Below are 26,894 nucleotides of genomic sequence, written 5' to 3'. Positions count from 1 at the left end.
TGCCTTCCGAGCCGTCACCGGCCCGAACAACTCGTCCACACTAGCACGGACGAGCAGGCGCCTCGCACTCGCGTCAGGCCCCGCGGCGGCGCTGCAGCGCCTGGTCGAGGTCGATCGCGTCGACGCCGTCCACGACGCCCATCGCGGCGAAGCGGGAGGAGGGACGCGGGGCCTCGGGAGCGGGAGCGGCGGCACGCGGGACGCGCAGCGGCGCCACCTCGGGAGCGGTCGCGGCGGCGCGCTGGGCGAGCTCCGCCTCCGCCGCGGCGGTGCGCAGGCGCTCCACGGCGTCGATCGACGCCATCGCGGAGGCGGCCACCGTGCCCCGGGAGAGGTAGAGCGGCTTGGGGAGCGGCTGCGGCGTCCAGCTCGCACGGTCCTCGGCGAGCTCCTCGGAGGCGTCGTCCGCCGCCTCCTCGGCGAGCTCGGCCTCGAAGACCTCGGCGCGCCGGCGCTCGGTCGCGGCGGCCGTCATCGCTGTTGCGGCCGGAGCGGCGGCGCGGCGGCGACCCGGAGCCAGCAGGATCAGCGTGCCGAGCCCCGCGACGGCGAGGAGCAGGCCGACGAGCGGCACCGCACCCGTGCCGCCGAAGGGCAGCATCACGAGCCCGACCAGCGCGGCGACCGCCCCGACCAGCACGGCCAGCGCGGCGCCCTGGCGCCAGCGCAGGACCGAGGGCCCTGACCGCGTGCTCCGCCGTGCGCTCGCGGTCGCCCGTCGCAGCGCGTCGCGCGCCGCCTTCTCCGCCTGTGCCAGCTCCATCGCCTGTGCCTTCTCTTCGGCTCGTCGTCGTGTCTCGGTCACCCGGAGCCGGCGCTGCTGCAGCGCCACCTCGCGGGCCGTCGCCTCCGCACGCACGTGCTCGGGCACTTCCGCGGTCTCGGCGAGGATCCGCAGCGTCTGCTGCAGCCTCACCGCGTTGCGCTCGGTCGCGTTGTACGACCGCCTGCGCATCCACGTGGGGATCAGGTAGGCGACCCACAGAACGGCGGCGAGCGCCCAGACGACGCCCCCGCCCAACCAGTCGCTACTCATGCGGACAACGCTAGGAGTACCGGGCACTCCCGTCCGTCATTACGGGTAGGTGTGTCCGTGCGGATCGCGGATCAGCCGGGGCCCCGTCGGAGGGACACCGGCGCCATCGGAGGGTCCGGAGAGACCCGAGCGGCGCGAGGCGCGGAGGTCCGCGTCGGTCGGCACGCCGACCTCCGACGGGACCTGCCCGTCGAGGTAGCGGCGGAGCACGCCGCGGGGCACCTCCTCCGCCACGAGGGCGAAGCAGAAGTGGTCGCGCCAGTCGCCGTTGATGTGGATGAAGCGCCGCCGCAGGCCCTCGTAGCGGAAGCCGAGCTTCTCGACCACGCGCAGGCTCGGCCGGTTCTCCGGGCGGATGCAGATCTCGATCCGGTGCAGGCCCAGGTCGAGGAAGGCGTGGTCGGCCGCGAGGGCCACGGCGATCGGAGTGATCCCCCGCCCGGCGTAGCGCTCGGACACCCAGTAGCCGATCGACCCGGAGGAGAGCGAGCCGTACCCGATGTTCGAGATGTTGAGCTGCCCGGCGAGCTCGCCGTCCCAGTCGATGAGGAACGGCACTCCGCCGCCGGCCCGCGCGTTCTGCTGCAGCGAGCGGATGCTGGCGCGCACGTCGAACGCGGCGCCTCCCCGGGGGTCGGACGCCTCCCACTGGCGCAGCCACGACCGGTTCGCGATCAGCTCCCGCTCGAGAGGGCGGGCGTCGCGCACGCGGATGGGGCGGACGGTGACACGACCCTCGGTGAGCGTCGGGATCGGGAGCGGCATGATGCGACCCTACTGCTCCACCGCACTGCGGGAGGGGGACTGGACTCCGGGGCGTTCCGTGCTTCCGTGGAACGGAGGAACGGACGGGATCCCCCGCCTCAGCAGGGGGTCCCGTCCGTTCCGGAGGCGCGCTCGCCGGGGCTCAGAGGCCGGCGACGAAGTCCTTCAACCAGGGCTTGAGGTCCTTGCCGAGGTCGTCGCGGTCGGAGGCGAGCTGCACGATGGCCTTGATGTAGTCGAGCTTGTCGCCGGTGTCGTAGCGGCGGCCGCGGAACACGACGCCGTAGACGCCGCCGAACTCGGCCGGGTCCTGCGCCATGCGCTCCAGCGCGTCGGTCAGCTGGATCTCGCCGCCCTTGCCCGGAGCGGTGTGCTCGAGCACGCCGAACACGTCGGGCTTCAGCACGTAGCGGCCGATGATCGCGAGGTTCGAGGGGGCGTCCTCCTTGGAGGGCTTCTCGACCAGCCCGGTGATCCGCACCACGTCGTCCTCGTCGGTCGCCTCGACCGCCGCGCAGCCGTAGAGGTGGATCTGGTCGGGGTCGACCTCGAGCAGCGCGACCACCGTGGTGTCGCGCTGCTCGGCGACGTCGATCATGCGGGAGAGCAGCGGGTCGCGGGCGTCGATCAGGTCGTCGCCGAGGAGCACGGCGAAGGGCTCGTCGCCGACGTGGCGCTGCGCGCGGGAGACCGCGTGGCCGAGGCCCTTCGGCTCGCCCTGACGGACGAAGTGCACGTCGGCGAGGTCGCTGGCGTACTTGACGTGCTCGAGCTTCTTGTCGTCCTTCTTCTGGGAGAGGTTCTGCTCGAGCTCGGGCACCGAGTCGAAGTGGTTGGCGAGCGCGTTCTTGTTGCGCCCGATGATCACGAGCACGTCCTGGAGGCCGGCGTCCGCAGCCTCCTCGACCACGTACTGGATCGCCGGCTTGTCGACGACCGGCAGCATCTCCTTGGGGATGGCCTTCGTCGCCGGCAGGAAGCGGGTGCCGAGACCTGCGGCGGGGATGACTGCTTTGCGGATTCGAGTGCCCATGGGGCGCCATCCTAGCGGCGGGGGAAGTCGCGGGAGTTTCGCGCCAGGACCGGCGACGGAAGGCGCCGGACCCCGTTCCGGGGCGGTCCGGGACGAGCGTCCCTCAGGGTCGTCCGCGCGGAGGCCGGCGCGGGGCCCGGTTCTAGACTGAGCGCATGCCAGCCGACATCACGCACGAGAAGCGGGCGCTGCGCGCCGAGCTGCGCGAGCGCCGCCGCACGCAGACCTCGACCGCTCGCGACCAGGCCGCGGAGCAGATCACCGCCCACCTGATCGAGCTCGCCACCCGCGTGGGGGCCCGCTCCCTCGCGTGCTACCTCTCCGCTCCGGACGAGCCGAGCACCCGGCCGTTCCTGGGCTGGGCCGAGAGCCACGGCATCCGCGTCCTCTTCCCCGTCTCGCGCCAGGACGGCCTGCTCGACTGGGCGGTCGGCGACGGCCACACCGAGACCCAGGGCCTGTTCGGCATGCCCGAGCCCGTCGGGCAGCTGCTCGGCCCCATCGCGATCAACGACGTCGACCTCATCGTCGTCCCGGCCGCCACCGTCGACCGGCAGGGGATGCGGATGGGCTGGGGGCGCGGCTACTTCGACAAGACCCTCGGCTCGATGGAGAAGTGCCCGCCGGTCTACGCCGTCGTCTTCGACAGCGAGCTCGTCGACCGGGTGCCCAGCGAGGTCCACGACCAGGCCGTCGACGGAGTCGTCACTCCCTCCGGCATCGTCGACCTGCGCCACTGACCCCTTCCTCCTTCTCCCCCACCCGCCTCCGAGGAGCCCCCTGTGCCCACCTACTCCTACCGCTGCACGCAGTGCGGCAACGCCTTCGACATCCAGCAGAAGTTCACCGACGACACGCTCACCGAGTGCCCGAGCTGCCAGGGGGCGCTGCGCAAGGTGTTCAGCGCGGTCGGCGTGACCTTCAACGGCTCGGGCTTCTACCGCACCGACTCCCGCTCCGGCGGGAAGTCGAGCGAGGGCGGCTCCTCCTCCTCGGGTTCCGGCTCGTCCGGCTCGGGCGCATCCGGCTCCGGCTCATCCGACTCGTCGTCGGGCTCCTCGGGATCGGGCGGCTCCTCCTCCGGATCCTCGGGTTCATCGGGCTCGAGCGGCTCCTCGTCCGGCTCGGGGTCCTCGGGCTCCGGATCGTCCTCCTCCTCGTCGTCCTCGGGCTCCTCCGGGTCCTCCTCCTCGGGTTCCTCCTCCGGGAGCTGACCCGCCACCCACCGCTCACGGCAGAAACGGAACGATCATGATCAACGGCTTCAAGGAGTTCATCCTCCGCGGCAACGTCATCGACCTGGCTGTCGCCGTGGTCATCGGCGCCGCCTTCACGACCATCGTCAACGCGATCGTGACGGGGATCTTCAACCCGCTCATCGGCGTGATCTTCGACGCCTCCTCCCTCGAGACCCTGGTCTGGACCATCCGACCGGGAGAGAACGGCGAGGACCCGACCGTCATCGCCTACGGCTCGGTCGTCTCGGCCCTGATCCAGTTCGTGATCGTCGCCTTCGTCCTCTACTTCGCGTTCGTCCTGCCGATCAACCACCTTAAGAACGCCGCGTTCGCCAAGAAGGCCGCCGACGCCCCCGCCGCGGAGGACAAGGCCCCCACCGAGCTCGAGCTCCTCGCCGACATCCGCGACCTGCTCGCCAACAACGGCACCGCCACCACCGCGAACTCCGGCAAGCACGTCGACTGAGTCGCTCTGTCGTCTTCCCGATGGGGGAACGGCTCGCAGAGCGTTGTGCGAACGGTGCGTCCGAAACGCTGGCACGCGGCTCGGACGGCACCTGCACCTTCGGGAGGTCGCCGATCGGGACCATGAGCAACTCTGGCGGGGACCGACCGGCCCTGTCTCCACGCGTCCATCCGCTCGTCGAGCGGGGACGCGCCGGGGGGAGGTCCGAAGTCGCCGACGGGACATGTCTCGACTCGCGGATCACCGACCGGTCCGGCTGACGTCAGTAGTGCGGGGGGACGTCCTGGCGGAGGCGCGCGTCGTTCGGGCCGGTGTCGGGGCGCGCGGGCGGTGCGGAGGGGTCGGCGATCGGAGCGTCGTGCGGGGACGGATCGGTGCCGGGCTTCGCGGGGAGCGTCGCCCGCCGGCCGCCGCGGGTGCGCCGCAACGGGCGGTCGGCACCCGCGGGGGCGTCGGGATCCGGCGCCACGATCAGTCGTGCGGCAGCGGCTCGACGGGCTGCGTCTCCCCCGATGCCGGAGCGGCGGCGGCGGCAGGTGCGGCGGGAACAGCAGGAGCCTCGCCGGCGGCGGGAGCAGCAGGAGCCTCGCCGGCGGCGGGAGCAGCAGGAGCCTCGCCGGCGGCGGGAACAGGGGTCTGCTCCTCCCCCGCGGTCGCACCGATCAGCCCGGCCACCCGCGCGGCCACGGCCTCGGGGTCGGCGAACAGCTCGAAGTTGTGCACCCGCAGGTAGTGCCAGCCCAGCCGGCGCAGCAGCTCCGGACGCAGGCGCAGCGACACGCGCAGGCTCTGCGTGCTCACGTCGCGGTCGGTCTCGACCACCACGGCACGGGTCCCGTGCGCGGCGACGAGGGCCAGCTTGCCCTTGTGCCCGATGTTGACCCGGAGTCCGCGGCGCTCGAGGCGCGCGGCGAGATCCACCAGCATCGGCTCCGAATAGTCGTCGCGGTCGCTCGGCTGGACGCGGTCCTCCGCCTCCTGCAGCACCTGCGCGAGCGCGACCATGCCGTAGCGCATGCGCGACTCGTCGATGTCGCCCGGGCGGAAGCACGAGACGATGTCCATCGAGCGGCGGGCACGGGTCATCCCGACCGCCAGCAGGCGCTCTCCGCCCGGCTCCGCGAGAGCGCCGAAGTTCGACAGCAGGCGGCCGTGGGGCGTCCGGCCGTAGCCGATCGAGAAGATGACGCGGTCACGGCTCTGCGCGACCGACTGCTCCAGCGTCACGACGGCGAAGGGCTCGGGACGGTCGCCGAGGATGAAGTCGCTCAGGTCGGTGCGCTTGGCGAAGGCCGTCAGCACCGCCTGCTGCACCCGCACGGCGTGGCGAGGACTCGCGGTGATGACCATCAGCGACTCGCGCGGACGGATCACGGCGTGCTCGAGCACCAGCTCGACCACCTTCGCGACCTCGGCGTCGACGGACTCGACGGCTCCGGAGTCGTTCTCGGGCATGCCGTGCCCGCTCGCGATGTAGTGGAAGCGGAGCGAGTCGTGTCCGAGGAACGAGCCGGCCCAGGGCAGCGAGTCGATGCGGCCGCCGTAGAAGCGGCGGTTGACCAGCTCGGCCAGGTCCTCGCCGCCCGCGCGGTAGCTGCGGGTGAGCGTGACGGTGTTGAGCAGCTCGCCGAGTCGGGCGAGCGCCGACTGGGCGTGCAGCGCCTCCACGTCGGTCCGCGAGGCGGTGGAGCCGAACTCCGGCGTCTCGTCGACGCGCAGGCCGAAGGGAGTGGGGGTCTGCGTGACCGGGTCGCCGAACGCGACGACCTGCTTGGCCCGGCGGATCGCTCCGACGTTCTCGGCCAGCGTGGTCGCCCCGGCGTCGACGAGGAACACCGCGTCGAAGGTCGTCTCGGTGCCGATGCGGTGCACCTCGTACGGCGAGGCGAGCCAGGCCGGAGCGAGCACGCGCGAGAGGTGAGGAGCGGCCTTCTGCAGCTCCTGAGGGGTCGTCGCCGCCTCGGTGCGCAGCAGCGCGCGCAGCGCGTCGCGCTCCTGCGGCCAGTCGACGAGCCCGATCTTCCAGGTCTCGGAGAGCTTCCAGGCCAGCAGCTCGGCGCTCGAGGCGGCGTGCGCCTCGTCGACGAGCTTGAAGTCGGCCTCGAGCCGGTCGAGCACGCTCGTGTTGCCGCCGAGCAGCGCACGCTCGTCGGTCAGCATGATCTCGAGCGCCGAGCGCCACCAGGCCAGGTCCAGCTCGCCCGCGACCAGCTCGGCCGGCACGTGGCGGCGCGAGAGGTCGGTGAGCAGCGGGTCCAGGCCCCAGTCGCGCAGGGTGGCGAGGAGGGTCGTCCGCTCCTGGAGGTTGGCGAGCACCTCGCTGTCCTCGGCGAGGCCGGACACCATCGAGGCCAGCTCGGCGAGAGGGAGCGAGGCGAGCTGCAGGTTCGTCCCGCGTCGGCCGAGCGGCTCGTCGAGACGGCTCAGCTGGTCGGTCACCTGCTGGTAGGCCACCTGCACGTCGGCGACGCCGACCGGGACCTCGGGGATCGTGCCGGCGACCGCGTAGCGCTGCCACAGCGTCCGCTGCTGCTGCACCCGGCGGAGCGCCGCGTTCAGGTCGGTGACGTGCGCGCCGGGACGCAGGTACTCGCGGGCGAGCTTCTTCAGGCGCCGGCGGTTGGTGGACGACATCTCGGCTGCCTCGCGGCGCGGCGAGGTGGCGACGATGAGGTCCTGGATCGAGCGGTCGAAGACGGCCGGCTGGAACTTGTCCAGCGTCTCGCGGACGTCCTGCAGCAGGCGCAGGTAGATGCCGAGCTCGGCGACCGACTCGAACGGGCGCATCCGCGTCTGGCCGATGACGTCCTGGGCGCGGTCGAGCAGGCGCGGCAGGTCGCGCAGGTGCAGGCGCTTGGCCAGCTCGTGGGCGATCTCGGCGTCGGCGGTGGAGTCGAACTGGGCCCCGTACCAGGGCGAGTCGCCCGGGCCGTAGCGGAATTCGCCCAGGCGCGCCGACTCGATCAGCATCCGGGTCGCCTCGGGGCGGCTGTGCGCGAGAGCGGTGACGGAGCGGCGGTCGAGGCGGGCGGCGGTCGACGGGGGCGTCCGCAGCTGCGAGAGGCGGGCGAGCTCCTCGAGGGCCTGCAGCGCCGAGACGCCGAAGCTCTCGTCGCGCCGGGAGAGCGCGCCGCGGTAGTCGAGCAGCACCTTCCGCAGCCGGAGCAGGGCGTCGTCGATCTCGCTGACGGAGGGGCGCGCCGCCTTCTCGTTGCGGCCGATCGACTGGATGAGGTCGCGGCGGAGCGTGCGGGGCCCGACCGCGATGCCGCCCAGGCCCGCCGAGAGCAGGCGCTGGTGGATGCTGTCGAGGCTCGACCGGCGGGCGCTGACGACCAGCACGCGCTTGTGCTGGGCGGCCAGGGCGCCGATCGCGTTGACGATGGTCTGGGTGCCGCCCGTGCCGGGGAGGGTCTTCACGACGAGCGAGTTGCCGGCCGCGATGTTCGCGATCACCTGCTCCTGCTCGGCGTCCGCGTCGAGGAGGAGGTTGTCGGTCGCCGGAGGACGCTCGTCCTGCGGGATGATCGACGCCACCTTCTGCGACTGCTGCAGCGCCCGCTTGGCGGCCGGGTTCCCGACGACGGCGTCGAGGACGGGGTGCTCGAGCATCCGGGCGTCGCGGAGCATGTCGCCCGCCACGTCGGCGAAGCTCGAGACCACGAGGCGCGGGTGCACGGCGAACCACGGCAGGTGCGAGGTCAGGCCGCGCAGCTGGTCGATGACCGGCTGCGGCTTGAAGACGCCGTTCTGCACGGCCAGCTCGACGAACTGCTCGGGGTCGATCGTGATGCCGAACTGCTGCTTGAGGGCACGCGCGAGCTGCGGGTTGAAGTAGGGCTGGCCCTTGAGCTTGAGCTCGAAGTCGCGGCCGTAGCGGCGGATGGCGAGCGGGCGCAGGAGCACGGGTGCGGTGAACTCCGTGTCGCCGGCGCGCCACTGGGCGAGGCCGATGGCGAGGTGGACGCCCTCGATGCCGCGGACCGAGCGCAGCTCGATCCCCTTGTCGGTGATCGCACCCGCGGCGTTCTTCGCGGTGCGCAGGGCGAGCTCGTCGCGGATGAGCGAGGAGAGGAGCGTCGTCTTGCCCGAGATGAACGGGGGCAGCCCGCCGGGGTGCGTGGTCGAGAGCTCGATGCGCGTCCGGGGCGAGTCCACGAAGTGGAGCAGGGGCGACGGACCGCCGACCTTGGCGAGCTCGTCGCGCCACGACTGCCACACCGGATCGGCCACGTTGCCGCCCTGGTAGCCGGCCTCGCCGCTCGTCACCTGCACGGGAGAGGTCGCCGTCGGGGAGAGCCGATGCGCGGACGCCTCCCCCTGGTCACCGGATTCGGGTGAGGTCGCCACCGGTCCGGCTCCTGGGAAATCGTCGACTCGTTGCACACGGACACCCTAAACCGGGCACCTCCGAAAGGCCGTAGCGACGCGGGTCGGCGGCACGGCACCTCCGTACGGCTCACCGGGCCGGAGCATCGGAGGAACGCGGAGCCCAGGGTCGGATCGGCGAGCGCGCCCGCCCGATCGGGGCGGGCGGGGGGCTCAGGAGGGCCAGACGGCCAGGGGCGGCGCCGTCTCGACCCGGCGCTCGTCGCCGACCACGCGGATCCGGCTGCTCACGCGGTCGTGCCCGGCGGCAGCGGCGACCGCGGTCATGACGAGCCGGGCGTGGTCGCGCGCGAGATGCCCGAAGGCGCTCCGCAGATCGACGGGACGGCCGGTGGCGAGCGACACGGCGATGCGGGCGACCGCCTCCTCCGAGAGGTCGAGGAGGCACGCCTGCTCGGCGAGGACGGCGAAGTCGATCCGCGGCGCGGCCTCCGTGGCGGCACCGGCCGCCCACGGGTGCTCGGGGCGGAGGCATCCGGCGCGGACGAGGAGCTGCTCCGCGGCCTCGAGGCCGGGCCCGGCGAGGACGGGGATCATGCCGCGGTCCGCTCGGCGCGGCGCCCGGAGGCGCGGACCCCGACGGACACGACGGCCGACAGCAGGCAGGCGACGCCGGCGATCAGCGGCGCGAGCCAGCCGAGGACGCTCACCTCGTCGACGTCCGTGCCGAAGTACTGCCAGTGCGCGATGGCGTAGACGAAGAGGGAGAAGAAGCAGAGCGCGACGCCCGTGAGCGCCGACACCAGGTCCGCCGGACGGACGAGGGGCTCGTGCTCCGCCGAGGCGGCCTGCTCGATCGCGGGCTCGGAGAGGGCGGCGGCCGAGACCTGCGGGAGGGTCGCGGTGGCGGGGTGCTGCGTCATGTCTCCGAGGCAACCAGCCGCGCGGTGTCTCGGTCGTCACTCGCTGGCATGACGTCCTGAGCCGAGCGGATGGTGGGGCGGTCGGCCGGTCAGGGAGCGACGGGGACGTCCGCTCGAGCCGGTCGGCGTCCGAGCGACGACTGGAACCGCAGCAGGTACCCGTCCGGATCGGCCACCACCAGCTGACGGACGCCCGCCTCCTCCGCTCCGACCCGGTACCAGCGGGTCTCGAGCGGTGAGAACAGCGGCGTCCCGGCCTCGGCGAGCGCCGCTGCCGTCCGGTCGGCGTCGTCGACGTGCAGCTGCAGGTTCATTCCCCGACCGAGCGGGCGCTCCAGCGGTGCAGCGATCCAGTTGCGGCCCCGCCCCGCCTCTTCGAGCATCACGTGCGCGGAGCCGAGGACCAGGTACGCGAAGCCCTCCTCGGGCCGGGCGTAGTGGATCCGGAACCCGCAGGGACCGCACCAGAATCCCAGGCTCCGGTCGAGGTCGGCGACGAGCAGCTCGGGGACGAGATCGGGATCGGCCATCCGCGCGGTCTACGCCTCGGCGCTCTCGGGGCGCTTCGTGCGGCCCGGGAGCAGGAGCAGGCCCGAGACGCCCACGACGATCAGCAGGATGGCCGCGACCGTGACGAAGGAGGCCAGCGCCAGCACGGGCATGATGATCGTCAGGACGCCCGCGATGACCGAGGCGATCCCTGCCGCGATCGGCAGCCACGCGGGGCCGGCGACGGTGCGGCCGCTGGTGATGCTCGAGACGCCGTCGAGGATCCAGCCCGCGCCGATCACGAGGCCCAGGACGCTCAGCGACTCGAACGGGTTCGACAGGCACAGGATGCCCGCGACCAGGATCAGGGCGCCGAGCAGGCCCGCGAGCCAGCGCACCCGGGCATCGAGCCGCGAGGCGGTGAAGGCCAGCAGCAGGCGGAAGACGCCCGCGGCGATCAGGTGGATGCCGAAGACGATGGCGACGGTCAGCAGCGTCGGACCGGGGATCAGGACGGCGATGACGCCGAGCACGATCGCGATCAGCGAGACGGCGATGATCCACCAGCGCTCGACGGAGGTGCGGGACATCGTGGGCGCGGCGGTCTCGGACATGGCGTTCCTTCGCGTCGGGGAGTGCGGACCCCTCGAACGTTAGGGCACCGGGGCGGGGTGGCGCGGGGCCTTGCGCCCGCCCGCCCGAGGACGCAGGTCAGTGGCGCGATCCGGTGCGCGCCGCGGCACGGTGCCGCCGCACGCGGCGCACAACGAGCGCGAGCAGCAGCACGCCGAACGCGCTGTAGATGATCGCGTCGAGCACGCCCGCGTACTGGTCGACGAGCTCGTACTGCGTGCCCAGAGCTGCGCCGAGGCCGATCAGCAGGCCGTTCCAGACGCCGGAGCCGAGGATCGTCAGTCCCGAGAACAGCAGCAGGTTCATCCGCTCGGCCCCCGCGGGGAGCGAGATGAGGCTGCGCACGCCCGGGATGAGGCGACCGAAGAGGACCGCCCAGGTGCCGTGCCGGCGGAACCAGCCGACCGCCTTCTCGAAGTCCTCGCGGTCGACCAGCGGGAGCTTGGAGAGCAGGCGGATCGAGCGCTCCGTGCCGATGCGGTGGCCGAGCGCGTAGAGGATCAGGCCGCCGAGGTAGGCGCCGAGGGTCGCCGTGATCACGACCAGCACCAGGTTCATCCGGCCCTGCTGGGCGAGGAAGCCGGCCAGCGGCAGCACGAGCTCGCTCGGGATCGGCGGGAACACCGTCTCGATCAGCGTCAGCAGGCCGACGCCCGCCTCTCCGAGCGCGGCGATCACCCGCGCGGCGACGCCGACGAGTCCGGAGAGCTCGTCGATGCTGTCGGAGGAGGAGGCGGTCGCCACGGAGGCGGGGGCGAGGGCGAGGGTCGCGATCGTCATGACTGAGAAGCTACTCAGTCCGCCGAGCGCGCACCTGGGAATCCGGCGGCCCGCTCAGGGGCGGCCGGTGAGCACGACGGTGTCCGTTCCCTGCAGCCGCACCTCGACCGAGGCGATCTCGGACAGCGGGAGCCCGGTGGCGAGGCTGGGCTCCATCGTCGTCCCCGGCGCGCTCGTCCACGATCCGACGGCCTCGGTGCCGCCCGAGGTGTCCGTGACGTAGAGGACGTAGCCGGCCGAGCCCGCGTACTGCTCGGCCGTGTCGGCCCAGCTGCAGTCCATGTCGATCCGCGTGCCCCACTGCTGCGGCACGAACCGCACGGAGGCCTCGACGGGGACGCCCGGAGCCGCGGCGAGCGAGACGGTCGAGCCGACGGTCTCGACGGGGGCGAGGGACGGGCCGATCGCGAGCGGCAGGGCGACGGCGGCGGCGGCCGAGACGCCCGCGGCGGCGAGCACCAGGCCCGCGATGCGCAGCCGCGTCCGGCGGCGGACGGAGTCGGTGGCCGCGGCGAGGCGGGTCAGCAGTGCCGCCGGAGCCGGATCGCCGGCCGCCTCCGGCTCCTCGACCAGGCGCATCGCCTCGTCCTGGGGCAGGTGGGCCAGCAGGCCCGGCAGCGGGACGAACTCGGCGAGGGACTCGCGGCAGCCGGGGCAGGCGCGCAGGTGCAGCTCGTACTCGCGGCGGTCGGCAGCGGTCAGGGATCCGAGGAGGTACGCGGCGTCCCAGTCGCGGAAGGGGTCGTCGTGCCGGTCGTCGGAGGAGGGGTCGCGGTTCACAGCTCCGTCACCCCCCGCTCCTGCAGTGCGAGCTTGAGGGCCCGCATCCCGTAGTGCATCCGCGACTTGACGGTGCCCGGGGCGATCCCCAGCAGCGCGGCGATCTCGGTGACCGTGCGGCCGCCGTAGTAGGCGTGCACGATGACGGCGCGGTGGTCGTGGCTCAGTCCGCTGAGCGCGTCCGAGAGCAGCCAGGCGTCGAGCACCTGGTCGGTGCGGTCGGCGGTCGGGCGCTCGGGGACCTCGTCCGTGCCCAGCTCCCGGGCGTAGCGGGCGCTGCGGCGGTCGTCGATGACGAGGTTCCGGGCCACGGTGTAGAGCCAGGAGCGGGCGGCGGCCTCGCCCTGGGCGAGGATCTCGGGGTGCTTCCAGGCGCGCAGCAGCGCCTCCTGCACGACGTCCTCCGCCATCTGGCGGTCGCCGGTCAGGCGCAGCACGAACCGCCAGAGCGCGCTGGCGTGCTCGTCGTGCAGCGCACGCAGCATCTGGGCCTGATCCTCGGACATCTCCACCTCTTCCTGCACCAACGTAACGGGGGCCCGAACGGTTCAGCCGGTTCGCGCGAGCGGCCGCACTCTGGTACTCCGGAGTCGATGACCTTCCCCGATGCCGACGACGCCGCCCGCGTGCGCTCCTTCCTCCGCGACAACCGCTCGCGGATGCTCGACGACGTCCGGCACCTCGTGATGATCGAGAGCCCCAGCGACTCCCTCGAGGCGCTCGGCGAGCTGCACGCCTTCCTGGTGCACTGGGTGGGAGAGCGGCTCGGGCACGACGCCGACGTGCAGCACCGGCGTGCGCAGGACGCGCCGACCGCGACCAGCTGGACCGTCCCGGCGAGCGGCGGCGCGAGACCGCACCGGGGCACGCGTCCGTTCGTGGCGCTGCTCGGCCACTACGACACGGTGTGGCCCCTGGGCACGACCCGCTCCTGGCCCTTCGCCGTCGACGGCGACCGCCTGAGCGGACCGGGCAGCTACGACATGAAGGCCGGGCTGGTGCAGATGGTGTGGCTGGTGGCCGCGCTCCGCCACGCCGGCGTCCCGCATCCGGCCGTCCGCCTGGTGATGAGCGGGGACGAGGAGATCGGCAGCGCCGCCTCCCGCCCGTTCCTGGAGCGGCAGTGCGCGGGCGCCGACGCGGTCCTGGTGTTCGAGGGCGCGATCGGCGACGCGGTCAAGACGGCGCGCAAGGGCATCGGGCGCTTCGTGATCGACGTGGTCGGGGTCGAGGCGCACGCCGGGGTCGAGCCGGAGAAGGGGGCGAGCGCGATCCACGAGCTCGGCTCGCTGATCCCGCGGGTGCTGGCGATCGCGCGGGAGGAGGAGGGCACCTCGGTCAACATCGGAGTGGTCTCCGGCGGCTCGCGGGTCAACGTGACGACGGCCCGCGTGCGCCTGGAGCTGGAGGCGCGGATCCGCGGATCCGCCGAGGCCGCCCGTGTCGAGGCCGAGCTCGACGCGCTCGCCGCCGCCGACCCGCGCATCCGGCTGGAGGTGCGCGGCTCCTGGGAGCGGCCCGTCTTCGAGCGGACCGCCTCCGTCGCCGCGCTCTACCGCAGGGCCGAGCGGGTCGCGAAGCGGATCGACGTCCCCCTCCGCGAGATCGCGGTCGGCGGGGCGAGCGACGGCAACCTCGTCGCCGCGCTGGGCCTGCCGGTCCTCGACGGGCTCGGCGCCCCGGGCGAGGGTGCGCACGCGCGCAGCGAGGCGATCGGCATCGAGGGCATGCTGGAGCGGACGGCGCTGGCCGCGCTGCTGGTCGCCAGCTTCGGCGACGAGCACTGACCGGCTGCAGAGGAAGGACGAGCGGATGACCCTGTACGAATCGCGCCCCGTGGGCGTCGTGATCGAGGCTCCGGCCGCGGAGGTGTACGCCTTCGTCTCCGACCCGGCGAACCTCCCGCGGTGGGCCGCGGGCCTCGCCTCCGCCGCGCTCGAAGAGGTCGACGGACGCTGGTTCGCCGACTCGCCGATGGGCCGGGTCGAGGTGCGCTTCGCCCCGCAGAACCCGTTCGGCGTCGCGGACCACCAGGTCACGCTCCCCGACGGGACGGTGGTGGACAATCCGCTCCGGGTGCTCGTGAACGGGGACGGCGCCGAGGTGGCCTTCACCGTGCGGCGGCGCCCCGGGATGAGCCTCGACGACTGGGACGAGGACTGCGCGCGGGTCGCGGACGACCTCGAATCGCTCCGGCTGCTGTTCGAGCGCGGGGCGCTGTAGGTTCGTCACAGCTCCGGCGCAGGGCCGGCACCCGTGAGAACGAGGACGCGATGACCTCCCCCGATCGTCCGAGCACCCGCCCCGCAAGCGGCATCGAGCTCAACGGCCTCGACACGATCCAGGAGTCGGAGCGGCACGGCCGCCCTCGCGACCTGTTCTGGCCGTGGTTCGCCGCGAACGTGTCCGTGCTGGGGCTGAGCTACGGCTCCTTCCTCCTCGGCTTCGGCCTCTCCTTCGGGCAGGCGACGCTCGTCAGCGTGATCGGGATCGTCGTCTCGTTCCTCTTCTGCGGTCTGGTCGCCGTCGCCGGCAAGCGCGGCTCCGCCCCGACGATGGTGCTCAGCCGGGCGGCCTTCGGGGTCGACGGCAACCGCCTCGTCTCGGTGATCTCCTGGCTGCTCACGGTGGGCTGGGAGACGGTGCTGGCCTCCCTCGCGGTGCTCGCGACGGCGACGGTGTTCGAGGAGTTCGGCTGGGACGGGGGCGTGCTCACCAAGGTGGTCGCGCTGATCGTGGTCGCCGCGCTCATCGTGATCGCCGGGATCGCGGGCTTCCGCCTGATCATGCGGCTCCAGCTCGCGATCACCGTCGCGACCGCCGTGCTGACCGTGGTCTACGTCGTGCTCGTCCTCGACCGGATCGACCTCGCTGCCGTCGGCGCCCTGCCCGCGGGCTCGGCCGCCGCGGTCATCGGCGGGCTCGTGTTCATGATGACCGGCTTCGGGCTGGGCTGGGTGAACGCCGCGGCCGACTACTCCCGCTACCTCCCCCGCGGTGCCCGCACGAGCGGAGTGATCGCGTGGACGACGATCGGCGGAGCGGTCGCGCCCGTCGTGCTGGTGGTCGTCGGCCTGCTACTGGCCGGCTCCTCGCAGGAGCTCTCGGACGCGATCGCCGCGGACCCGATCGGAGCGCTCGCCGGGATCCTGCCGACCTGGTTCCTGCTCCCCTTCATCGTCGTCGCGCTGCTCGGCCTGATCGGCGGGGCCGTGATGGACATCTACTCCTCGGGCCTGGCGCTGCTCAGCACGGGGCTCAAGGTCTCGCGGCCGGTGGCCGCCGGGATCGACGGCGTGCTGATGGTCCTCGGAGCGGTCTACGTCGTGTTCGTCGCGGGCGACTTCCTCGGCCCGTTCCAGGGCTTCCTGATCACCCTCGGCGTGCCGATCGCGGCCTGGCTCGGCGTGTTCCTCGCCGACCTCCTCCTCCGCCGGCGCGACTACGACCAGGAGGCCCTGTACGACTCCCGCGGCCGCTACGGCAGCGTCTCGGCGGTCCCCGTGGCCCTCGTGCTGATCGGCGCGGTCGTCGGCTGGGGCCTGGTGGTCAACTACTCCCCCGGGTTCGAGTGGGAGGGCTACCTCCTCGGCCCGCTCGGCGGCCGAGGAGGCGACTGGGCCGGCGCCAATCTCGGCGTCCTCGTGGCGCTCGTGATCGGCTTCGCAGGGACGCTCGCCCTCTCGCGTGGGGCCGTCCGCCGCCAGGAGGCCTCGGCGTGAGCCTGCTCGTCGCGATCGACCTGCAGCACGTCTTCGCCGACGCCGAGTCGCCGTGGGGATCCGGCGGATTCGAGCGCGCGGCCGAGGGGACCCGCCGGCTCCTCCCGGCGTTCGGCGAGCGGATCGTGACCACCCGCTTCGTCGCCCCGGAGCGGCCCGCCGGCGCGTGGATCCCCTACTACCGCGAGTGGCCGTTCGCGCTCGTCCCCGAGAGCGACCGGCTCTACGAGCTCGTGGCCGGGTTCGAGGGCCACCGCACGATCACCGCCACGACCTTCGGCAAGTGGGGGCCCGAGCTCGAGGCCGAGCTCGACGACTCCCGCGAGCTCGTGCTCACCGGCATCTCGACCGACTGCTGCGTGCTCTCGACGGCGCTGGCGGCCGCGGACGCCGGAGTGCGGGTCAGGGTCGCCGCGGACGCCTGCGCGGGCGCCTCCGAGGCCGACCACCAGCGCGCGCTCGACGCCATGTCCCTGTACGCGCCGCTGATCGAGATCACGACCGTGGACGCGGTGCTGGCGGACCTGCGCGACCGGGGCTGAGACCGCGGTCGGGACGCGAGCCGCTTGCGCCGGTCGGCCCCACGCGTCGCGGGGCGACCCCGTCACCCGGCATGATGTCGGCATGTCCTCCACAGACGAGCGCGTCAGCCCGGCTTCCCGCACCCTGGTCATCGGCGAGGCGCTGATCGACATCGTCGAGCGAGACGGCAGCGCCACGGAGCACGTCGGCGGCTCCCCGGCCAACGTCGCCCTCACGCTCGCCCGCCTCGGGCGGCCCGCGACCCTCGTCACCGACATCGCCGACGACGAGCGCGGCCGCCGCATCAGCGCCCACCTCGAGGCCTCCGGAGTGGAGGTCCGGCACGGCGACTCGGAGCGCACCAGCACCGCTCGGGCGGTCCTCGCCGCGGACGGGTCGGCCCGCTACGTCTTCGACCTCTCCTGGAACCCGCCGGCGGCGGACCCGGAGGGCGCCTCCCACGTCCACACCGGCTCCATCGCGATCTTCCTCGAGCCGGGCGGATCCGCCGTGCTCGGGCTCCTCGAGGCTCTGCCCGCCGGAGTGACGGCGAGCGTCGACGCGAACATCCGTCCGGCTCTGGTCGGCGCGCACGCCGAGGCGCTCGCGCGCTTCGAGCGGATCGCCGCCGCGTGCGAGGTCGTGAAGCTCAGCGACGAGGACGCGGAGTGGCTCTACCCGACGATGCAGCTCGACGAGGTCCTCAGCAGGCTGCTCTCCCTCGGGTCGCAGCTCGCGGTCGTCACCCGCGGCGCGGAGGGACTGCTGCTGGCCTCGGCCATGACGCGGGTGACCGTGCCCGCCGCCCGGATCGTGGTGGCGGACACGATCGGCGCCGGCGACTCCGCGATGGGCGCGATCCTCGACGAGGCGTTCCGCCAGGGCCTCGGCGCCGCGAACGGGATGCTCCTCGACGGCCCCGCCCTGCACGCGATCGGCCGTCACGCCGCGCACGTCGCCGGCATCACGACCTCCCGCTCCGGCGCGAACCCGCCCACCCGCGACGAGCTCTGAGGGCCGGGGGCGGACCTTCTGCAGGACGCCCCTGGTGCTCGCGTCGGGACGCGGAGATACTGGGCGCACCTCGACGGAAAGGCGTGCCGTGCCCACTTCACTGAGCCCCTACATCGGCTTCGACGGCTCCGCGCAGGAGGCGATGGAGTTCTACCGGGACGTCCTCGGCGGCGAGCTCAGCTCCAGCCGCTTCGGCGACTTCGAGATGAGCGCGGATCCGGCCGACCAGGACCGGATCATGCACGCCCAGCTCGTCACGCCGAGCGGAATGATCCTGATGGGCTCCGACTCCCCCTCCTCGAGCCCGGCCGAGAGCGGCGCCCGCATCACGATCGCGCTCTTCGGCGACGACGACGCCGAGCTGAGCGGCTACTGGGACGGCCTGGCCGAGGGCGGCACGGTCGTCGAGCCGCTGGTCGTCTCGCCCTGGGGCGACCGCTTCGGGATGCTGGTCGACCGCTACGGCGTCGGCTGGATGGTGAACATCGCCGCTCCGCCGGCCTGACGCTCCTCCCCAGCACGGGATCGGGGCACGCCTCCCCCGGGTGCGTCCACCCGTCCCGCCGGGCGCCGCGGCGGGCGCAGAATGGAGGGGCCGCTCCCGCTCCGGGGGCCGTCCCACCTCTCACGAAGGCTGCAGATGACGATCACGCTCGGGTACAAGGCATCGGCGGAGCAGTTCGGCGCCCGGGAGCTCGTCGAGCTCGCGGTCGGCGCCGAGCGGCACGGCTTCGAGACCGCGGTCGTATCGGACCACTTCCAGCCGTGGCGGCACACGGGCGGGCACGCGCCGTTCTCCCTCGCCTGGCTCGCCGCGGCCGGTGAGCGCACCTCCACCATCACCCTCGGCACCTCCGTGATGACCCCGCACTACCGCTACAACCCCGCCGTCATCGCCCAGGCGTTCGGCACGCTCGGCGTGCTCTACCCCGAGCGGATCATGCTCGGCGTCGGCACCGGCGAGGCGCTGAACGAGGTCGCCACCGGCTACCAGGGCGCGGGCGAGCAGACCTGGCCGGACTTCAAGGAGCGCTTCGCCCGCCTGCGCGAGGCCGTGCGGCTGATGCGCGCGCTCTGGGCGGGCGACCGCGTCACCTTCGACGGCGAGTACTACTCCACGCACGAGGCGTCGATCTACGACAAGCCCGAGAGCGGCGTGCCGGTCTACATCGCGGCGGGCGGCCCCGTCGTCGCGAAGTACGCCGGCCGCGCGGGCGACGGCTTCATCTGCACATCGGGTAAGGGCATGGAGCTCTACACCGAGAAGCTGCTCCCCGCCGTCGAGGAGGGCGCCGCGGCGGCCGATCGCGACTCCTCGACCATCGACCGCATGATCGAGATCAAGCTCTCCTACGATCCCGATCCGGCGCTCGCGCTCGAGAACACGCGCTTCTGGGCGCCGCTCTCGCTGTCGCCGGAGCAGAAGCACTCGCTGACCGATCCGGTCGACATGGAGCGCGCCGCCGACGAGCTGCCGATCGAGCAGGTCGCGAAGCGCTGGATCGTCGGCTCCGACCCCGAGGAGACGGTCGCGCAGATCAAGCCCTACGTCGACGCGGGCTTCACCCACCTGGTCTTCCACGCCCCGGGCGACGACCAGCAGCGCTTCTTCGACGCCTTCGAGCGCGACCTCGCGCCGCGGCTGCGCGCGCTCTGACCTCCGCCTCCGCCACGACTCCCTTCGGAAGGGCCGCTCCCGCATGACCACGGCCACCCTGCTCGCCCGGCTCGACCACGGCGAGGCGCTGACGCGCGAGACCGCAGAAGAGCTCCTCGGCGCGCGCGGCGACGACCTCGACCTGCTGCTGGAGGCCGCCGGCCGCCTGCGCGACGACGGACTCGCCCGCCGCGGACGGCCCGGCGTCGTCACCTACTCTCGGAAGGTCTTCGTCCCGCTGACCAAGCTCTGCCGCGACCGGTGCCACTACTGCGTCTTCGTGGAGACACCGGGCGGGCTCGCGGCCAAGCGCGAGTCGACCTTCATGGAGCCGGAGGAGATCCTCGAGGTCGCCCGCGCCGGTGCCGCGCTCGGCTGCAAGGAGGCCCTGTTCACGCTCGGCGACCGCCCGGAGGACCGGTGGCCGGTCGCCCGCGCCTGGCTCGCCGAGCACGGCTACGCCTCGACGCTCGAGTACGTGCGCGCGATGGCCGTCCTGGTGATGAGCGAGACGGGCATGGTCACGCACCTGAACCCCGGCGTGATGTCATGGGCCGAGCTGCAGCGGCTCCGCCCGGTCGCGCCCTCGATGGGCATGATGCTCGAGACGACCGCCGAGCGCCTCTGGTCCGAGAAGGGCGGCGTGCACTACGGCTCCCCGGACAAGGACCCGGCGCTGCGCCTGCGCGTGCTCGAGGACGCGGGACGCAGCCGCATCCCCTTCACCACCGGCGTGCTGCTGGGCATCGGCGAGAACGCGGCGGAGCGGGTGGACGCCCTCTTCGCGATCCGCGAGTCCCACGAGCGGTGGGGCCACGTGCAGGAGTGCATCGTTCAGAACTTCCGCGCGAAGCCGCGGACGGCCATGCAGAACGAGGTCGACCTCGAGCTGCAGGAGTACGTGGCCAACGTCGCGGTCGCGCGCCTCGTGCTGGGCGCCGAGGCGACGATCCAGGCGCCGCCGAACCTCACCGACGCGCAGGAGCTCGGGCTGCTGCTGCGCGCCGGGGTCGACGACTGGGGCGGTGTCAGCCCGCTCACGGCGGATCACGTGAATCCGGAGCGCCCCTGGCCGAACATCGACGACCTCGCGCGGCTCACCGCGGCGGCCGGCTACCGGCTGCACGAGCGGCTGACCGCCCACCCGCAGTACCTCCGCGACTCGGCCACCTGGATCGATCCGCGCGTCGCTCCCTACGTCGAGGCGCTCGCCGACCGCGGGACCTGGCTCGCCGACGAGGCGGCAGCGGTCCTCCCCCGGCCCTACCGCGACTCGCTCGACGCCCTGCCCCGACCGGTCGCGCCCGCCCTCGGCGCCGTGCTCGCCCGGGCGGAGACGGACCCCGCCGGTCTCGAGGACGCCGACTACCTCGCCCTGCTCGCAGCCGACGGCGACGACCTCGACGCCCTCTCCGCTCTGGCGGACGACCTCCGGCACGACGCCGCCGGCGACGAGGTCTCGATCGTCGTCAACCGCAACATCGACACCTCCCTCTGGGGAGACGGCGGGCTGACCGTCGAGCGGCTGGAGGAGCTCGCCGACGAGGCGGTCGCGCTCGGCGCCACCGAGCTCTGCCTCCAGGGCGCGATCGGACCGGAGCACCCGGGCGACGATCTGCTGCTGATCGTCCGCACGCTGAAGGAGCGGCAGCCCTCGCTGCACCTGCACGCCTACCGGCCCGGCGAGATCCTCGAGGTCGCCCGGCGCACGGGCCGAACCCTGCCCGCGATGCTCGACGCTCTGCGCGAGGCCGGCGTGGACTCCGTCCCGGGGACCGCCGCCCGCATCCTCGACGACGACGTCCGCGCCGTCCTGAGCGAGGGGACGGACCCGACCGTGGCCGAGTGGCGCGAGGCGATCACGGCCGCGCACCGCAGCGGCCTCCGCTCCACCTCGACCATGGTCTACGGACACGTCGAGACCCCCGAGCAGCAGCTCGCGCACCTGCGCACGCTCGCGGCGATCCAGGACGAGACGGGCGGCTTCACCGAGTTCATCGCGATGCCCTTCGTCCCCGCGGAGGCGCCTCCCGCCGTGGTGCGCGCGAGCCGGGGCGGGCCGACCCTCCGCGAGACCCGCGCCGTGCACGCCGTCGCACGGCTCGTCCTCCACGGCCGGATCGCCCACGTGCAGACCGCCTGGACCAAGCTCGGACTGCACGCGGCGCAGGTCCTCCTCCGCGGCGGGGCGGACGACCTCGGCGGCCTGCTGCTCGACGGCGCCCTGCGGCCCGAGGCCGGAGCGGAGGCCTACCGCTCGCTCGACATCGCGACCGTCGCCCGGCTGAGCGGCGAGATCGGCCGCGGCTGGCGCCAGCGCACCACGACGTACGGCGTGGTCGCGCCGGAGAGGGCGCTGCGGGCGGAGCCCGTCGCAGCGGCGGGTCCGCAGCGGATGCGCCTCCCGGTCCGCGGGACCCGCCGGGCGTCATGACCCGCTCCGAGTACCTGCGGCGCCAGGCCGAGCTGGTCCGGGAGGAGCGGATCGAGTCGGACAGCGCCACCGTGCGGCTGCTGACCGCGGGCGCCGAGAGCCCGCGCGCGGTCCTGCTGCTGACCGGCGTCGGCCGGGGCGCGCGGAGCGACACCGGGCTGCTGCTGCCGATGCTGGCGCGGCGCCACCGCGTCGCCGCGCTCGAGCTCGCCGATCTCGGCGACCCCTGGCTCGACGGACCCGCCGCGGTCCGCGCCTCCCTGGACGCGCTCGGCGCCGAGGAGGCCGTCCTGATCGGCCACTCGCTCGGAGCCGCCGTGGCCCTCGCCGCGGGCGATCGGCGGGTGCGCGCCCTCGCCCTCGTGGCCGGATGGCTGCGCCCGACGGAGCGCCTCCTCCGCACGGCGCGCCTCTGGCCGATGCTGCCGCCCGACGCGCAGGAGGAGGCCGCTCGGCTCCTCGCCGTCCGCTCGGCCACCGCCTCCTCCCCGTGGGGCGCCGACGCCGCCAGGATGCTCGCCGCCTCCGCCCAGGCCGACGTCGCTGCGGCCGCCTCGGACTGCCGGGTTCCCGCCCTCGTGGTCGGCTGCTCCGCCGATGCCGTCGCCGGCGTCGAGGGCGCCGAGTCCCTGCTCGGCGCGATCGACGACGCCCGCTACGCCGTCCTCGACTCCGGTCACGCGGTGCTCGCCGAGCGGCCCGCCGAGCTCCTCGCCGTCCTCGAGCACTTCCTCGCCGATCCGCACCGCGACCCGGCGGGCAGCGTCCTGGCGAGGACGACGGTCTGATGGACGTCGACGTCGTCGTGATCGGCGCCGGGTTCGCCGGCCTCGGAGCCGCGGTCCGCCTGGAGCGCCGCGGCGGGACCTCGTTCGTCGTGCTGGAGCGCGCCGAGCGGATCGGCGGGACCTGGCGGGACAACGTCTACCCCGGGGTCTCCTGCGACATCCCCTCGCACCTCTACTCCTACTCCTTCGCCCCCGAGGCCGACTGGTCGGCGTTCTACGCCCCCGGGGCCGAGATCCAGGCCTACCTCGAGCGCGTCGTCGAGAAGGAGGGCCTGACGCCGCGGCTCCGGCTGGGGACCGAGGTGCTCGAGGCGGTCTTCGACGAGGAGGCGCACCGCTGGCGGGTGCGCACCTCCCGGGGCGACTACTCCGCCGCGGTCCTCCTCGTCTGCGCGGGGCGCCTCTCCGAGCCCCGCCTCCCGGCCGTCCCGGGCCTGGGTTCGTTCGCGGGTCCCGCCTTCCACTCCGCACGCTGGCGGGACGACGTCGACCTCGACGGGAAGCGCATCGGCATCGTCGGCTCGGGCGCCTCCGCCGTGCAGATCGTGCCGCACCTCGCCGAGCGCGCCGCCGAGGTGGTGCTCTTCCAGCGCTCGGCCCCGTATGTCGTCCCCCGCCGGAACCGCCCGTACCCGCCGGAGGAGCGCCGAGCCCTCTCCCGCGCGCCCGGGGCCCTGGCGAGGCTCCGCGAGGAGCTGTTCTGGCGCGCCGAGCTCGGCTTCGCCGGCCGCGTCGCCGTGCCCGACGCCATCGATCGGCTGCGGGCGGAGGCGCTCGGCCACCTCGAGGCGCAGATCATCGATCCCGCGCTCCGCGCCGTGCTGACTCCGGACTACGAGATCGGCTGCAAGCGCGTGCTCCTCTCGGACGACTACTACCCCGCTCTCGCGCAGCCGCACGTCCGCGTCGTCCCCGGTCCGCTCCGGCGCATCGAGGAGGGCGCCGCGCTCGGCGACGACGGCGTCCCGCACAGGGTCGACGTGCTCGTCTTCGCGACCGGCTTCCACTCCACGCGGCCGCCCTTCGCCCGGCGCATCCGCGGCCGCGGCGGCGTCCTCCTCGCCGACCGCTGGGCCGACGGCATGGTCGCGTACGAGTCGACCGCGGTCCACGGGTTCCCGAGCCTCTTCGTCGTCAACGGCCCCAACGCGAGCCTCGGCCACAACTCCGCAGTGCACATGATCGAGACGCAGATCGACTACGTGCTCGCCGCGCTCGACCACCTCGCCGTCTCCGGCGCCGACCGGCTCGAGGTCACCGCCGAGGCCGAGGCCGCCTCCGTCGCCCGCCTCGACGCCCTCAGCGCCGACACCGTCTGGACCAACGGCGGCTGCGAGAGCTGGTACCTGGACGACAACCGGCGACTCACCCTGCTCTGGCCCGACTTCGCCTTCGCCTTCCGCGAGGAGCTCGGCCGGTTCGACCCCTCGGCCTACACGACCTGACCGCGGCTCGCTATCGTGACCGCATGACCGACCGCGTGCTCGCTCCCGAACCGCCCGCCGACGGTGCGAAGCCGAAGGGACCGGCCTCGTACTTCCCGAGCATCGAGAAGACCTACGACCGTCCCGTCCAGGACTGGCTGGACCTCGCCGACGAGCGTCTGCGCTCCGAGCCGCACATGCAGGTCGTCACCTGGCTGAAGACCGAGCACGGCCTGGGCCACGGCCACGCCAACGCGATCGTCGCCTACGTCCGGGCCGCCCGCGCCTGACCGGTCCGCCCGTCGTCCGCACAGGCTAGGCCCGCCGGCCTCCCCGGACCACCCGTCGTCGGCGCCCGCGCCGTCCGGGGATAATCGGGGCATGCGCGAAGACGACGATGTCGATCTGGTGATCGACGCGTGGGCCGGGGCCCTGCCCGACCTCGATCTCGCGCCTCTGGACGTCGTCTCCCGCCTCCGCCGCCTCAGCCCGCGCGTGCAGGAGGTGCGGCGGCAGTCCTTCGCCGTCAGCGATCTCGCCCCGTGGGAGTTCGAGCTCCTCTCGCTGCTGCGGCAGCGCGGAGAGGGCGGGATGACGCCCTCGGCCCTGGCCACGCACCTCGCGCTGTCCAGCGGCAACCTGGCCAGCCGCGTCGACCGCCTCGGGGCTCGCGGGCTCGTGGTCCGCGAGCAGAACGCCGCCGACTCGCGCAGCAAGATCGTCTCGCTCACCCCGCGGGGCACGAAGCGGGTCGACGAGGCGATGCGCAATCTCGTCGCCGCCGAGGGCGAGGTGCTCGCCGACCTGGACACCGCGCAGGTGTCGGTCCTCATCGAGTGCCTGCGGCGGATCAGCGACACCCTCGACCGGCTGCAGTGACCCGCTACGCCCGACGAGCCTGAGAGGTCAAGCCCGTTCGGAGAGACGGGCACCGGACGTAGCGTGAAGCGTGCACGGTCGAGGCGTCAGCCACCCGTGCGGATGATCGCGAAAGCGGAGAGCACCATGACACAGATTTCTTCTATCCAACCCGCGCGATGGAGCCGGAACGGAGTCAGGATCGTCGTCGTTCCCGGGGCGGAGCTGCCCCGGTTCCGACTCGAGATCGACGCCCGACTGACCACCGCGCCCTCCCTCGTCCCCACCGGACCCTTCTCGACCGTCGAGGAGGCCGAGCGGGCCGCCGAGGTCGCCGCCGGCCTGCTGGGGGCGAAGATCCCGGCCTGAGCGCGCAGCCGTCGGGACGGCCGGATCAGCCCGCGAGCTCCGCGAGCGATCCGGTCGGCACCGCGATCCACCCCTCGGCCTCCGCCGCCTCCTGCAGTTCGGGAGGCACCGGCAGGGTCGCGCCCAGGGCGTGGGCGCGGGCGTTGAGAGCGGCGACGACGGCGTCGAACGCGTCGTCGGAGCGGATCATCAGCGCGAGCGCGGGCGCCGGCACATCGAGCCAGGGCGCGGCCCGTCGCAGCGACTCCACGGCGAGCGCCACGGCCTCCGGTCGCGTCTTGTACCCCGTGGTGTCCACTCCCCAGAGCCGCAGCGCCGCCGCCGGGTACGCCTCGACGAGCCGTCCGCGCCCGGAGCGGTCGACGTCCTCCCCGCTCGCGGCGAAGGCGTCGAGCAGCTCCGCGCAGCGCATCGCGGTCATCCCGAGCCGGTCGGTCGAGACGCTGAGCGGCCAGCGGCCGGTGACCTCGCGCGCCACCCGGTCCGTCTCGCGGTACGCGAGGCGGCGGCGCCAGTCGCGTCCCGCGAGCGTCCGCGGCGAGACCTCCCGTCGCGTGTGCGCGGAGACGAACGCCGCGAACTCCACCGGCCAGCCGAACGCGCAGTCGATCCCGATGACCGCCGCGTCCCGTGACGCATCGACGATCGTCGCGTCCTCGGCGCCGAGTACGAGCGAGCGGACGACGGCCCGGCCGCCGGAGAACTCGAGGGCGGCGAGAGCGGTGCGCACCGGCTCCGCAGCGAGGTCGACACCGATCGTGAGCACGGGGACAGGGTAGGCGCTCCGGCGCTACGCTCGAGCGATGACGCCGCCCGCTCCCTCCTCCCGGGCGGAGTCGGCCCGCGTGCCGGTCGCGCTCCTCCGCCTCCTCGTGGCCGCCGCCGTTCTGGTGGCCGTGATCGCGACGGCCGTCGACACCGCCTCTCGGACGCCGCTGAACCCGTTCAACTTCTTCGGCTTCTTCACCATCCAGAGCAACATCGTGCTGGCCGTCGTGCTCGGAGCCACCGCCGTGCTCGCGCTCCGCCGCCGTCCCGCGCCCGGCGGGCTCGTGCTGGTGAGGGGCGCCTTCACCGGGTACATCATCGTCGTCGGCCTCGTCTACAACACCCTCCTCACCGATGTGGCGGGCGGAGTGGCGCTGCCGTGGGCCAACACCGTCATGCACGTGCTGTTCCCCGTCTACGGACTGCTCGACTGGCTGCTGCTCGCGGATCGCCCTCCGCTGCCGTGGCGCAGGCTCTGGCTGGTCGTGGTCTACCCGATCGTCTGGCTCGTCGTGGTGCTGATCCGCGGAGCAACGGACGGCTGGGTGCCCTATCCGTTCCTGGATCCCGCGACCGGGTACGGGCAGGTGTCGGTGTTCGTCGTCGGGATCGCGGTCGCGTTCCTCGCGTCGGGGGCGCTGGTCTGGGCGATGAGCCGGCTGCGGATCGTGCCGGTGGCAGGCGGCTGAGAGGACGCTCGCCTTCCAGTCGGTTCCGCCCGCCGGACGACCGGATCCGCTGCCGTCGCGCACATCCAGCCCGTTCTGGGGTCACCCGTTCGGGGTCATCCGGGGCGCCGCTCCCCTAGCGTCAGCACCGACGGCTCCCCCACCGTCCTCCCCCTCGAGAACGGTCCCCCATGAGCC

General features: G+C 73.4%; 30 protein-coding genes. 17 read left to right on the top strand and 13 right to left on the bottom strand.

What is annotated here, in order from left to right; genetic code table 11:
* Positions 1 to 73 precede the first annotated feature (73 nt).
* The 3 genes from C5D36_RS12020 to galU form a co-directional block, all read right to left on the bottom strand.
* Complete coding sequence (locus C5D36_RS12020; protein WP_104295924.1) at positions 74 to 1,036, bottom strand: hypothetical protein; 963 nt, start codon at positions 1,034 to 1,036, stop codon at positions 74 to 76.
* Positions 1,037 to 1,075: 39 nt separating this feature from the next.
* Complete coding sequence (locus tag C5D36_RS12015) at positions 1,076 to 1,801, bottom strand: GNAT family N-acetyltransferase (protein ID WP_104223217.1); 726 nt, start codon at positions 1,799 to 1,801, stop codon at positions 1,076 to 1,078.
* A gap of 142 nt (positions 1,802 to 1,943) precedes the next feature.
* Positions 1,944 to 2,834 (bottom strand): UTP--glucose-1-phosphate uridylyltransferase GalU, encoded by an 891-nt coding sequence (gene galU / locus C5D36_RS12010; RefSeq protein ID WP_104223218.1) that lies wholly within the window; start codon positions 2,832 to 2,834, stop codon positions 1,944 to 1,946.
* A gap of 155 nt (positions 2,835 to 2,989) precedes the next feature.
* Between galU and C5D36_RS12005 the strand changes: the two genes are divergently transcribed.
* The 3 genes from C5D36_RS12005 to mscL are packed head-to-tail and all read left to right on the top strand — an operon-like array spanning position 2,990 to position 4,538.
* Entirely contained in the window at positions 2,990 to 3,574 is a 585-nt protein-coding gene (locus C5D36_RS12005; RefSeq protein ID WP_104223219.1) for a 5-formyltetrahydrofolate cyclo-ligase, read from the top strand.
* Positions 3,575 to 3,616: 42 nt separating this feature from the next.
* A complete protein-coding gene (locus C5D36_RS12000) occupies positions 3,617 to 4,048 on the top strand; it encodes an FmdB family zinc ribbon protein (RefSeq protein ID WP_104295923.1) in 432 nt (143 codons plus the stop codon).
* Positions 4,049 to 4,085: 37 nt separating this feature from the next.
* Positions 4,086 to 4,538 carry a large conductance mechanosensitive channel protein MscL gene (gene mscL, locus C5D36_RS11995; RefSeq protein ID WP_181072883.1) on the top strand — a complete coding sequence of 151 codons (453 nt, stop codon included), beginning with the start codon at positions 4,086 to 4,088 and terminating at the stop codon, positions 4,536 to 4,538.
* Positions 4,539 to 4,800: 262 nt separating this feature from the next.
* Here the strand turns inward: mscL and C5D36_RS11990 are convergent, their stop codons facing one another.
* From C5D36_RS11990 to C5D36_RS11950, 9 genes are all read right to left on the bottom strand, one after another.
* Positions 4,801 to 5,007 carry a hypothetical protein gene (locus tag C5D36_RS11990; protein WP_104223221.1) on the bottom strand — a complete coding sequence of 69 codons (207 nt, stop codon included), beginning with the start codon at positions 5,005 to 5,007 and terminating at the stop codon, positions 4,801 to 4,803.
* A 2-nt stretch (positions 5,008 to 5,009) separates the two neighbouring features.
* Positions 5,010 to 8,888, bottom strand: a complete 3,879-nt coding sequence (locus C5D36_RS11985; protein WP_374953778.1) for a DEAD/DEAH box helicase — start codon at positions 8,886 to 8,888, stop codon at positions 5,010 to 5,012.
* Between the two features lie 192 nt (positions 8,889 to 9,080).
* Positions 9,081 to 9,464: a hypothetical protein gene (locus C5D36_RS11980; RefSeq protein WP_104295922.1), complete on the bottom strand. Its 384-nt coding sequence runs from the start codon at positions 9,462 to 9,464 to the stop codon at positions 9,081 to 9,083.
* On the bottom strand, positions 9,461 to 9,790 hold the full coding sequence (locus tag C5D36_RS11975; RefSeq protein WP_104283313.1) for a hypothetical protein: 330 nt from the start codon (positions 9,788 to 9,790) through the stop codon (positions 9,461 to 9,463). The genes C5D36_RS11980 and C5D36_RS11975 overlap by 4 nt, the downstream gene beginning before the upstream one ends.
* An 89-nt stretch (positions 9,791 to 9,879) precedes the next feature.
* Positions 9,880 to 10,320, bottom strand: a complete 441-nt coding sequence (locus C5D36_RS11970) for a VOC family protein (RefSeq protein ID WP_104225074.1) — start codon at positions 10,318 to 10,320, stop codon at positions 9,880 to 9,882.
* Between the two features lie 9 nt (positions 10,321 to 10,329).
* A complete protein-coding gene (locus C5D36_RS11965; RefSeq protein ID WP_104225073.1) occupies positions 10,330 to 10,893 on the bottom strand; it encodes an HdeD family acid-resistance protein in 564 nt (187 codons plus the stop codon).
* A gap of 97 nt (positions 10,894 to 10,990) precedes the next feature.
* Positions 10,991 to 11,692 carry a DedA family protein gene (locus tag C5D36_RS11960; RefSeq protein WP_104225072.1) on the bottom strand — a complete coding sequence of 234 codons (702 nt, stop codon included), beginning with the start codon at positions 11,690 to 11,692 and terminating at the stop codon, positions 10,991 to 10,993.
* Positions 11,693 to 11,746: 54 nt separating this feature from the next.
* Positions 11,747 to 12,472, bottom strand: coding sequence for an anti-sigma factor (locus tag C5D36_RS11955; protein WP_104295921.1), 726 nt, complete (start codon positions 12,470 to 12,472; stop codon positions 11,747 to 11,749).
* Positions 12,469 to 12,978: a sigma-70 family RNA polymerase sigma factor gene (locus C5D36_RS11950; RefSeq protein WP_104225070.1), complete on the bottom strand. Its 510-nt coding sequence runs from the start codon at positions 12,976 to 12,978 to the stop codon at positions 12,469 to 12,471. Before C5D36_RS11950 ends, C5D36_RS11955 begins: the two co-directional genes overlap by 4 nt.
* 87 nt (positions 12,979 to 13,065) lie before the next feature.
* Here C5D36_RS11950 and C5D36_RS11945 point away from each other — a divergent pair, with 87 nt between their 5' ends.
* From C5D36_RS11945 to C5D36_RS11885, 13 genes are all read left to right on the top strand, one after another.
* The gene (locus C5D36_RS11945; protein ID WP_104225069.1) at positions 13,066 to 14,259 is read left to right on the top strand and encodes a M20/M25/M40 family metallo-hydrolase; all 1,194 of its coding nucleotides are present in this window, start codon (positions 13,066 to 13,068) and stop codon (positions 14,257 to 14,259) included.
* Positions 14,260 to 14,284: 25 nt separating this feature from the next.
* Positions 14,285 to 14,695 (top strand): SRPBCC family protein, encoded by a 411-nt coding sequence (locus C5D36_RS11940; RefSeq protein WP_104295920.1) that lies wholly within the window; start codon positions 14,285 to 14,287, stop codon positions 14,693 to 14,695.
* 50 nt (positions 14,696 to 14,745) lie between these two features.
* Entirely contained in the window at positions 14,746 to 16,194 is a 1,449-nt protein-coding gene (locus tag C5D36_RS11935; RefSeq protein ID WP_104255420.1) for a cytosine permease, read from the top strand.
* Positions 16,191 to 16,736: a cysteine hydrolase family protein gene (locus tag C5D36_RS11930; RefSeq protein ID WP_104295919.1), complete on the top strand. Its 546-nt coding sequence runs from the start codon at positions 16,191 to 16,193 to the stop codon at positions 16,734 to 16,736. Before C5D36_RS11935 ends, C5D36_RS11930 begins: the two co-directional genes overlap by 4 nt.
* Positions 16,737 to 16,818: 82 nt before the next feature.
* Positions 16,819 to 17,730 (top strand): carbohydrate kinase, encoded by a 912-nt coding sequence (locus C5D36_RS11925; protein ID WP_104295918.1) that lies wholly within the window; start codon positions 16,819 to 16,821, stop codon positions 17,728 to 17,730.
* 88 nt (positions 17,731 to 17,818) lie between these two features.
* Entirely contained in the window at positions 17,819 to 18,235 is a 417-nt protein-coding gene (locus C5D36_RS11920) for a VOC family protein (protein WP_104295917.1), read from the top strand.
* A gap of 135 nt (positions 18,236 to 18,370) precedes the next feature.
* On the top strand, positions 18,371 to 19,387 hold the full coding sequence (fgd, locus tag C5D36_RS11915) for a glucose-6-phosphate dehydrogenase (coenzyme-F420) (protein ID WP_181067747.1): 1,017 nt from the start codon (positions 18,371 to 18,373) through the stop codon (positions 19,385 to 19,387).
* A 43-nt stretch (positions 19,388 to 19,430) separates the two neighbouring features.
* Entirely contained in the window at positions 19,431 to 21,821 is a 2,391-nt protein-coding gene (gene cofG / locus C5D36_RS11910) for a 7,8-didemethyl-8-hydroxy-5-deazariboflavin synthase CofG (RefSeq protein ID WP_104295916.1), read from the top strand.
* Entirely contained in the window at positions 21,818 to 22,609 is a 792-nt protein-coding gene (locus C5D36_RS11905) for an alpha/beta fold hydrolase (protein WP_104295915.1), read from the top strand. Before cofG ends, C5D36_RS11905 begins: the two co-directional genes overlap by 4 nt.
* The gene (locus tag C5D36_RS11900; RefSeq protein WP_104295914.1) at positions 22,609 to 24,054 is read left to right on the top strand and encodes an NAD(P)/FAD-dependent oxidoreductase; all 1,446 of its coding nucleotides are present in this window, start codon (positions 22,609 to 22,611) and stop codon (positions 24,052 to 24,054) included. Before C5D36_RS11905 ends, C5D36_RS11900 begins: the two co-directional genes overlap by 1 nt.
* Before the next feature lie 23 nt (positions 24,055 to 24,077).
* A complete protein-coding gene (locus C5D36_RS11895) occupies positions 24,078 to 24,323 on the top strand; it encodes a DUF4287 domain-containing protein (RefSeq protein WP_104232872.1) in 246 nt (81 codons plus the stop codon).
* A 91-nt stretch (positions 24,324 to 24,414) separates the two neighbouring features.
* A complete protein-coding gene (locus C5D36_RS11890) occupies positions 24,415 to 24,912 on the top strand; it encodes a MarR family winged helix-turn-helix transcriptional regulator (RefSeq protein WP_104295913.1) in 498 nt (165 codons plus the stop codon).
* 126 nt (positions 24,913 to 25,038) lie between these two features.
* Positions 25,039 to 25,260 (top strand): hypothetical protein, encoded by a 222-nt coding sequence (locus tag C5D36_RS11885; RefSeq protein ID WP_146076606.1) that lies wholly within the window; start codon positions 25,039 to 25,041, stop codon positions 25,258 to 25,260.
* A 25-nt stretch (positions 25,261 to 25,285) separates the two neighbouring features.
* Here C5D36_RS11885 and C5D36_RS11880 read toward each other — a convergent pair whose 3' ends face one another.
* The gene (locus C5D36_RS11880) at positions 25,286 to 26,026 is read right to left on the bottom strand and encodes a DUF429 domain-containing protein (RefSeq protein ID WP_104295912.1); all 741 of its coding nucleotides are present in this window, start codon (positions 26,024 to 26,026) and stop codon (positions 25,286 to 25,288) included.
* Positions 26,027 to 26,063: 37 nt separating this feature from the next.
* On the opposite strand from C5D36_RS11880, the gene C5D36_RS11875 reads away from it, so the two are divergent.
* On the top strand, positions 26,064 to 26,717 hold the full coding sequence (locus C5D36_RS11875; protein ID WP_104295911.1) for a Pr6Pr family membrane protein: 654 nt from the start codon (positions 26,064 to 26,066) through the stop codon (positions 26,715 to 26,717).
* Positions 26,718 to 26,894: the final 177 nt, after the last annotated feature.

This window comes from Rathayibacter sp. AY1C6 (assembly GCF_002931535.1).
Classification (GTDB): domain Bacteria; phylum Actinomycetota; class Actinomycetes; order Actinomycetales; family Microbacteriaceae; genus Rathayibacter.
This window is presented reverse-complemented; position numbering and strand designations above follow the sequence as displayed.

What these genes read in the sequence shown, in the direction of transcription:
- C5D36_RS12020 (WP_104295924.1), bottom strand. Translation starts at nt 1,036, where the DNA reads ATGAGTAGCGACTGGTTGGGCGGGGGCGTCGTCTGGGCGCTCGCCGCC.
- C5D36_RS12015 (WP_104223217.1), bottom strand. Translation starts at nt 1,801, where the DNA reads ATGCCGCTCCCGATCCCGACGCTCACCGAGGGTCGTGTCACCGTCCGC.
- galU (WP_104223218.1), bottom strand. Translation starts at nt 2,834, where the DNA reads ATGGGCACTCGAATCCGCAAAGCAGTCATCCCCGCCGCAGGTCTCGGC.
- C5D36_RS12005 (WP_104223219.1), top strand. Translation starts at nt 2,990, where the DNA reads ATGCCAGCCGACATCACGCACGAGAAGCGGGCGCTGCGCGCCGAGCTG.
- mscL (WP_181072883.1), top strand. Translation starts at nt 4,086, where the DNA reads ATGATCAACGGCTTCAAGGAGTTCATCCTCCGCGGCAACGTCATCGAC.
- C5D36_RS11980 (WP_104295922.1), bottom strand. Translation starts at nt 9,464, where the DNA reads ATGATCCCCGTCCTCGCCGGGCCCGGCCTCGAGGCCGCGGAGCAGCTC.
- C5D36_RS11975 (WP_104283313.1), bottom strand. Translation starts at nt 9,790, where the DNA reads ATGACGCAGCACCCCGCCACCGCGACCCTCCCGCAGGTCTCGGCCGCC.
- C5D36_RS11970 (WP_104225074.1), bottom strand. Translation starts at nt 10,320, where the DNA reads ATGGCCGATCCCGATCTCGTCCCCGAGCTGCTCGTCGCCGACCTCGAC.
- C5D36_RS11965 (WP_104225073.1), bottom strand. Translation starts at nt 10,893, where the DNA reads ATGTCCGAGACCGCCGCGCCCACGATGTCCCGCACCTCCGTCGAGCGC.
- C5D36_RS11960 (WP_104225072.1), bottom strand. Translation starts at nt 11,692, where the DNA reads ATGACGATCGCGACCCTCGCCCTCGCCCCCGCCTCCGTGGCGACCGCC.
- C5D36_RS11950 (WP_104225070.1), bottom strand. Translation starts at nt 12,978, where the DNA reads ATGTCCGAGGATCAGGCCCAGATGCTGCGTGCGCTGCACGACGAGCAC.
- C5D36_RS11945 (WP_104225069.1), top strand. Translation starts at nt 13,066, where the DNA reads ATGACCTTCCCCGATGCCGACGACGCCGCCCGCGTGCGCTCCTTCCTC.
- C5D36_RS11940 (WP_104295920.1), top strand. Translation starts at nt 14,285, where the DNA reads ATGACCCTGTACGAATCGCGCCCCGTGGGCGTCGTGATCGAGGCTCCG.
- C5D36_RS11935 (WP_104255420.1), top strand. Translation starts at nt 14,746, where the DNA reads ATGACCTCCCCCGATCGTCCGAGCACCCGCCCCGCAAGCGGCATCGAG.
- C5D36_RS11925 (WP_104295918.1), top strand. Translation starts at nt 16,819, where the DNA reads ATGTCCTCCACAGACGAGCGCGTCAGCCCGGCTTCCCGCACCCTGGTC.
- fgd (WP_181067747.1), top strand. Translation starts at nt 18,371, where the DNA reads ATGACGATCACGCTCGGGTACAAGGCATCGGCGGAGCAGTTCGGCGCC.
- cofG (WP_104295916.1), top strand. Translation starts at nt 19,431, where the DNA reads ATGACCACGGCCACCCTGCTCGCCCGGCTCGACCACGGCGAGGCGCTG.
- C5D36_RS11905 (WP_104295915.1), top strand. Translation starts at nt 21,818, where the DNA reads ATGACCCGCTCCGAGTACCTGCGGCGCCAGGCCGAGCTGGTCCGGGAG.
- C5D36_RS11900 (WP_104295914.1), top strand. Translation starts at nt 22,609, where the DNA reads ATGGACGTCGACGTCGTCGTGATCGGCGCCGGGTTCGCCGGCCTCGGA.
- C5D36_RS11895 (WP_104232872.1), top strand. Translation starts at nt 24,078, where the DNA reads ATGACCGACCGCGTGCTCGCTCCCGAACCGCCCGCCGACGGTGCGAAG.
- C5D36_RS11890 (WP_104295913.1), top strand. Translation starts at nt 24,415, where the DNA reads ATGCGCGAAGACGACGATGTCGATCTGGTGATCGACGCGTGGGCCGGG.
- C5D36_RS11885 (WP_146076606.1), top strand. Translation starts at nt 25,039, where the DNA reads ATGACACAGATTTCTTCTATCCAACCCGCGCGATGGAGCCGGAACGGA.
- C5D36_RS11875 (WP_104295911.1), top strand. Translation starts at nt 26,064, where the DNA reads ATGACGCCGCCCGCTCCCTCCTCCCGGGCGGAGTCGGCCCGCGTGCCG.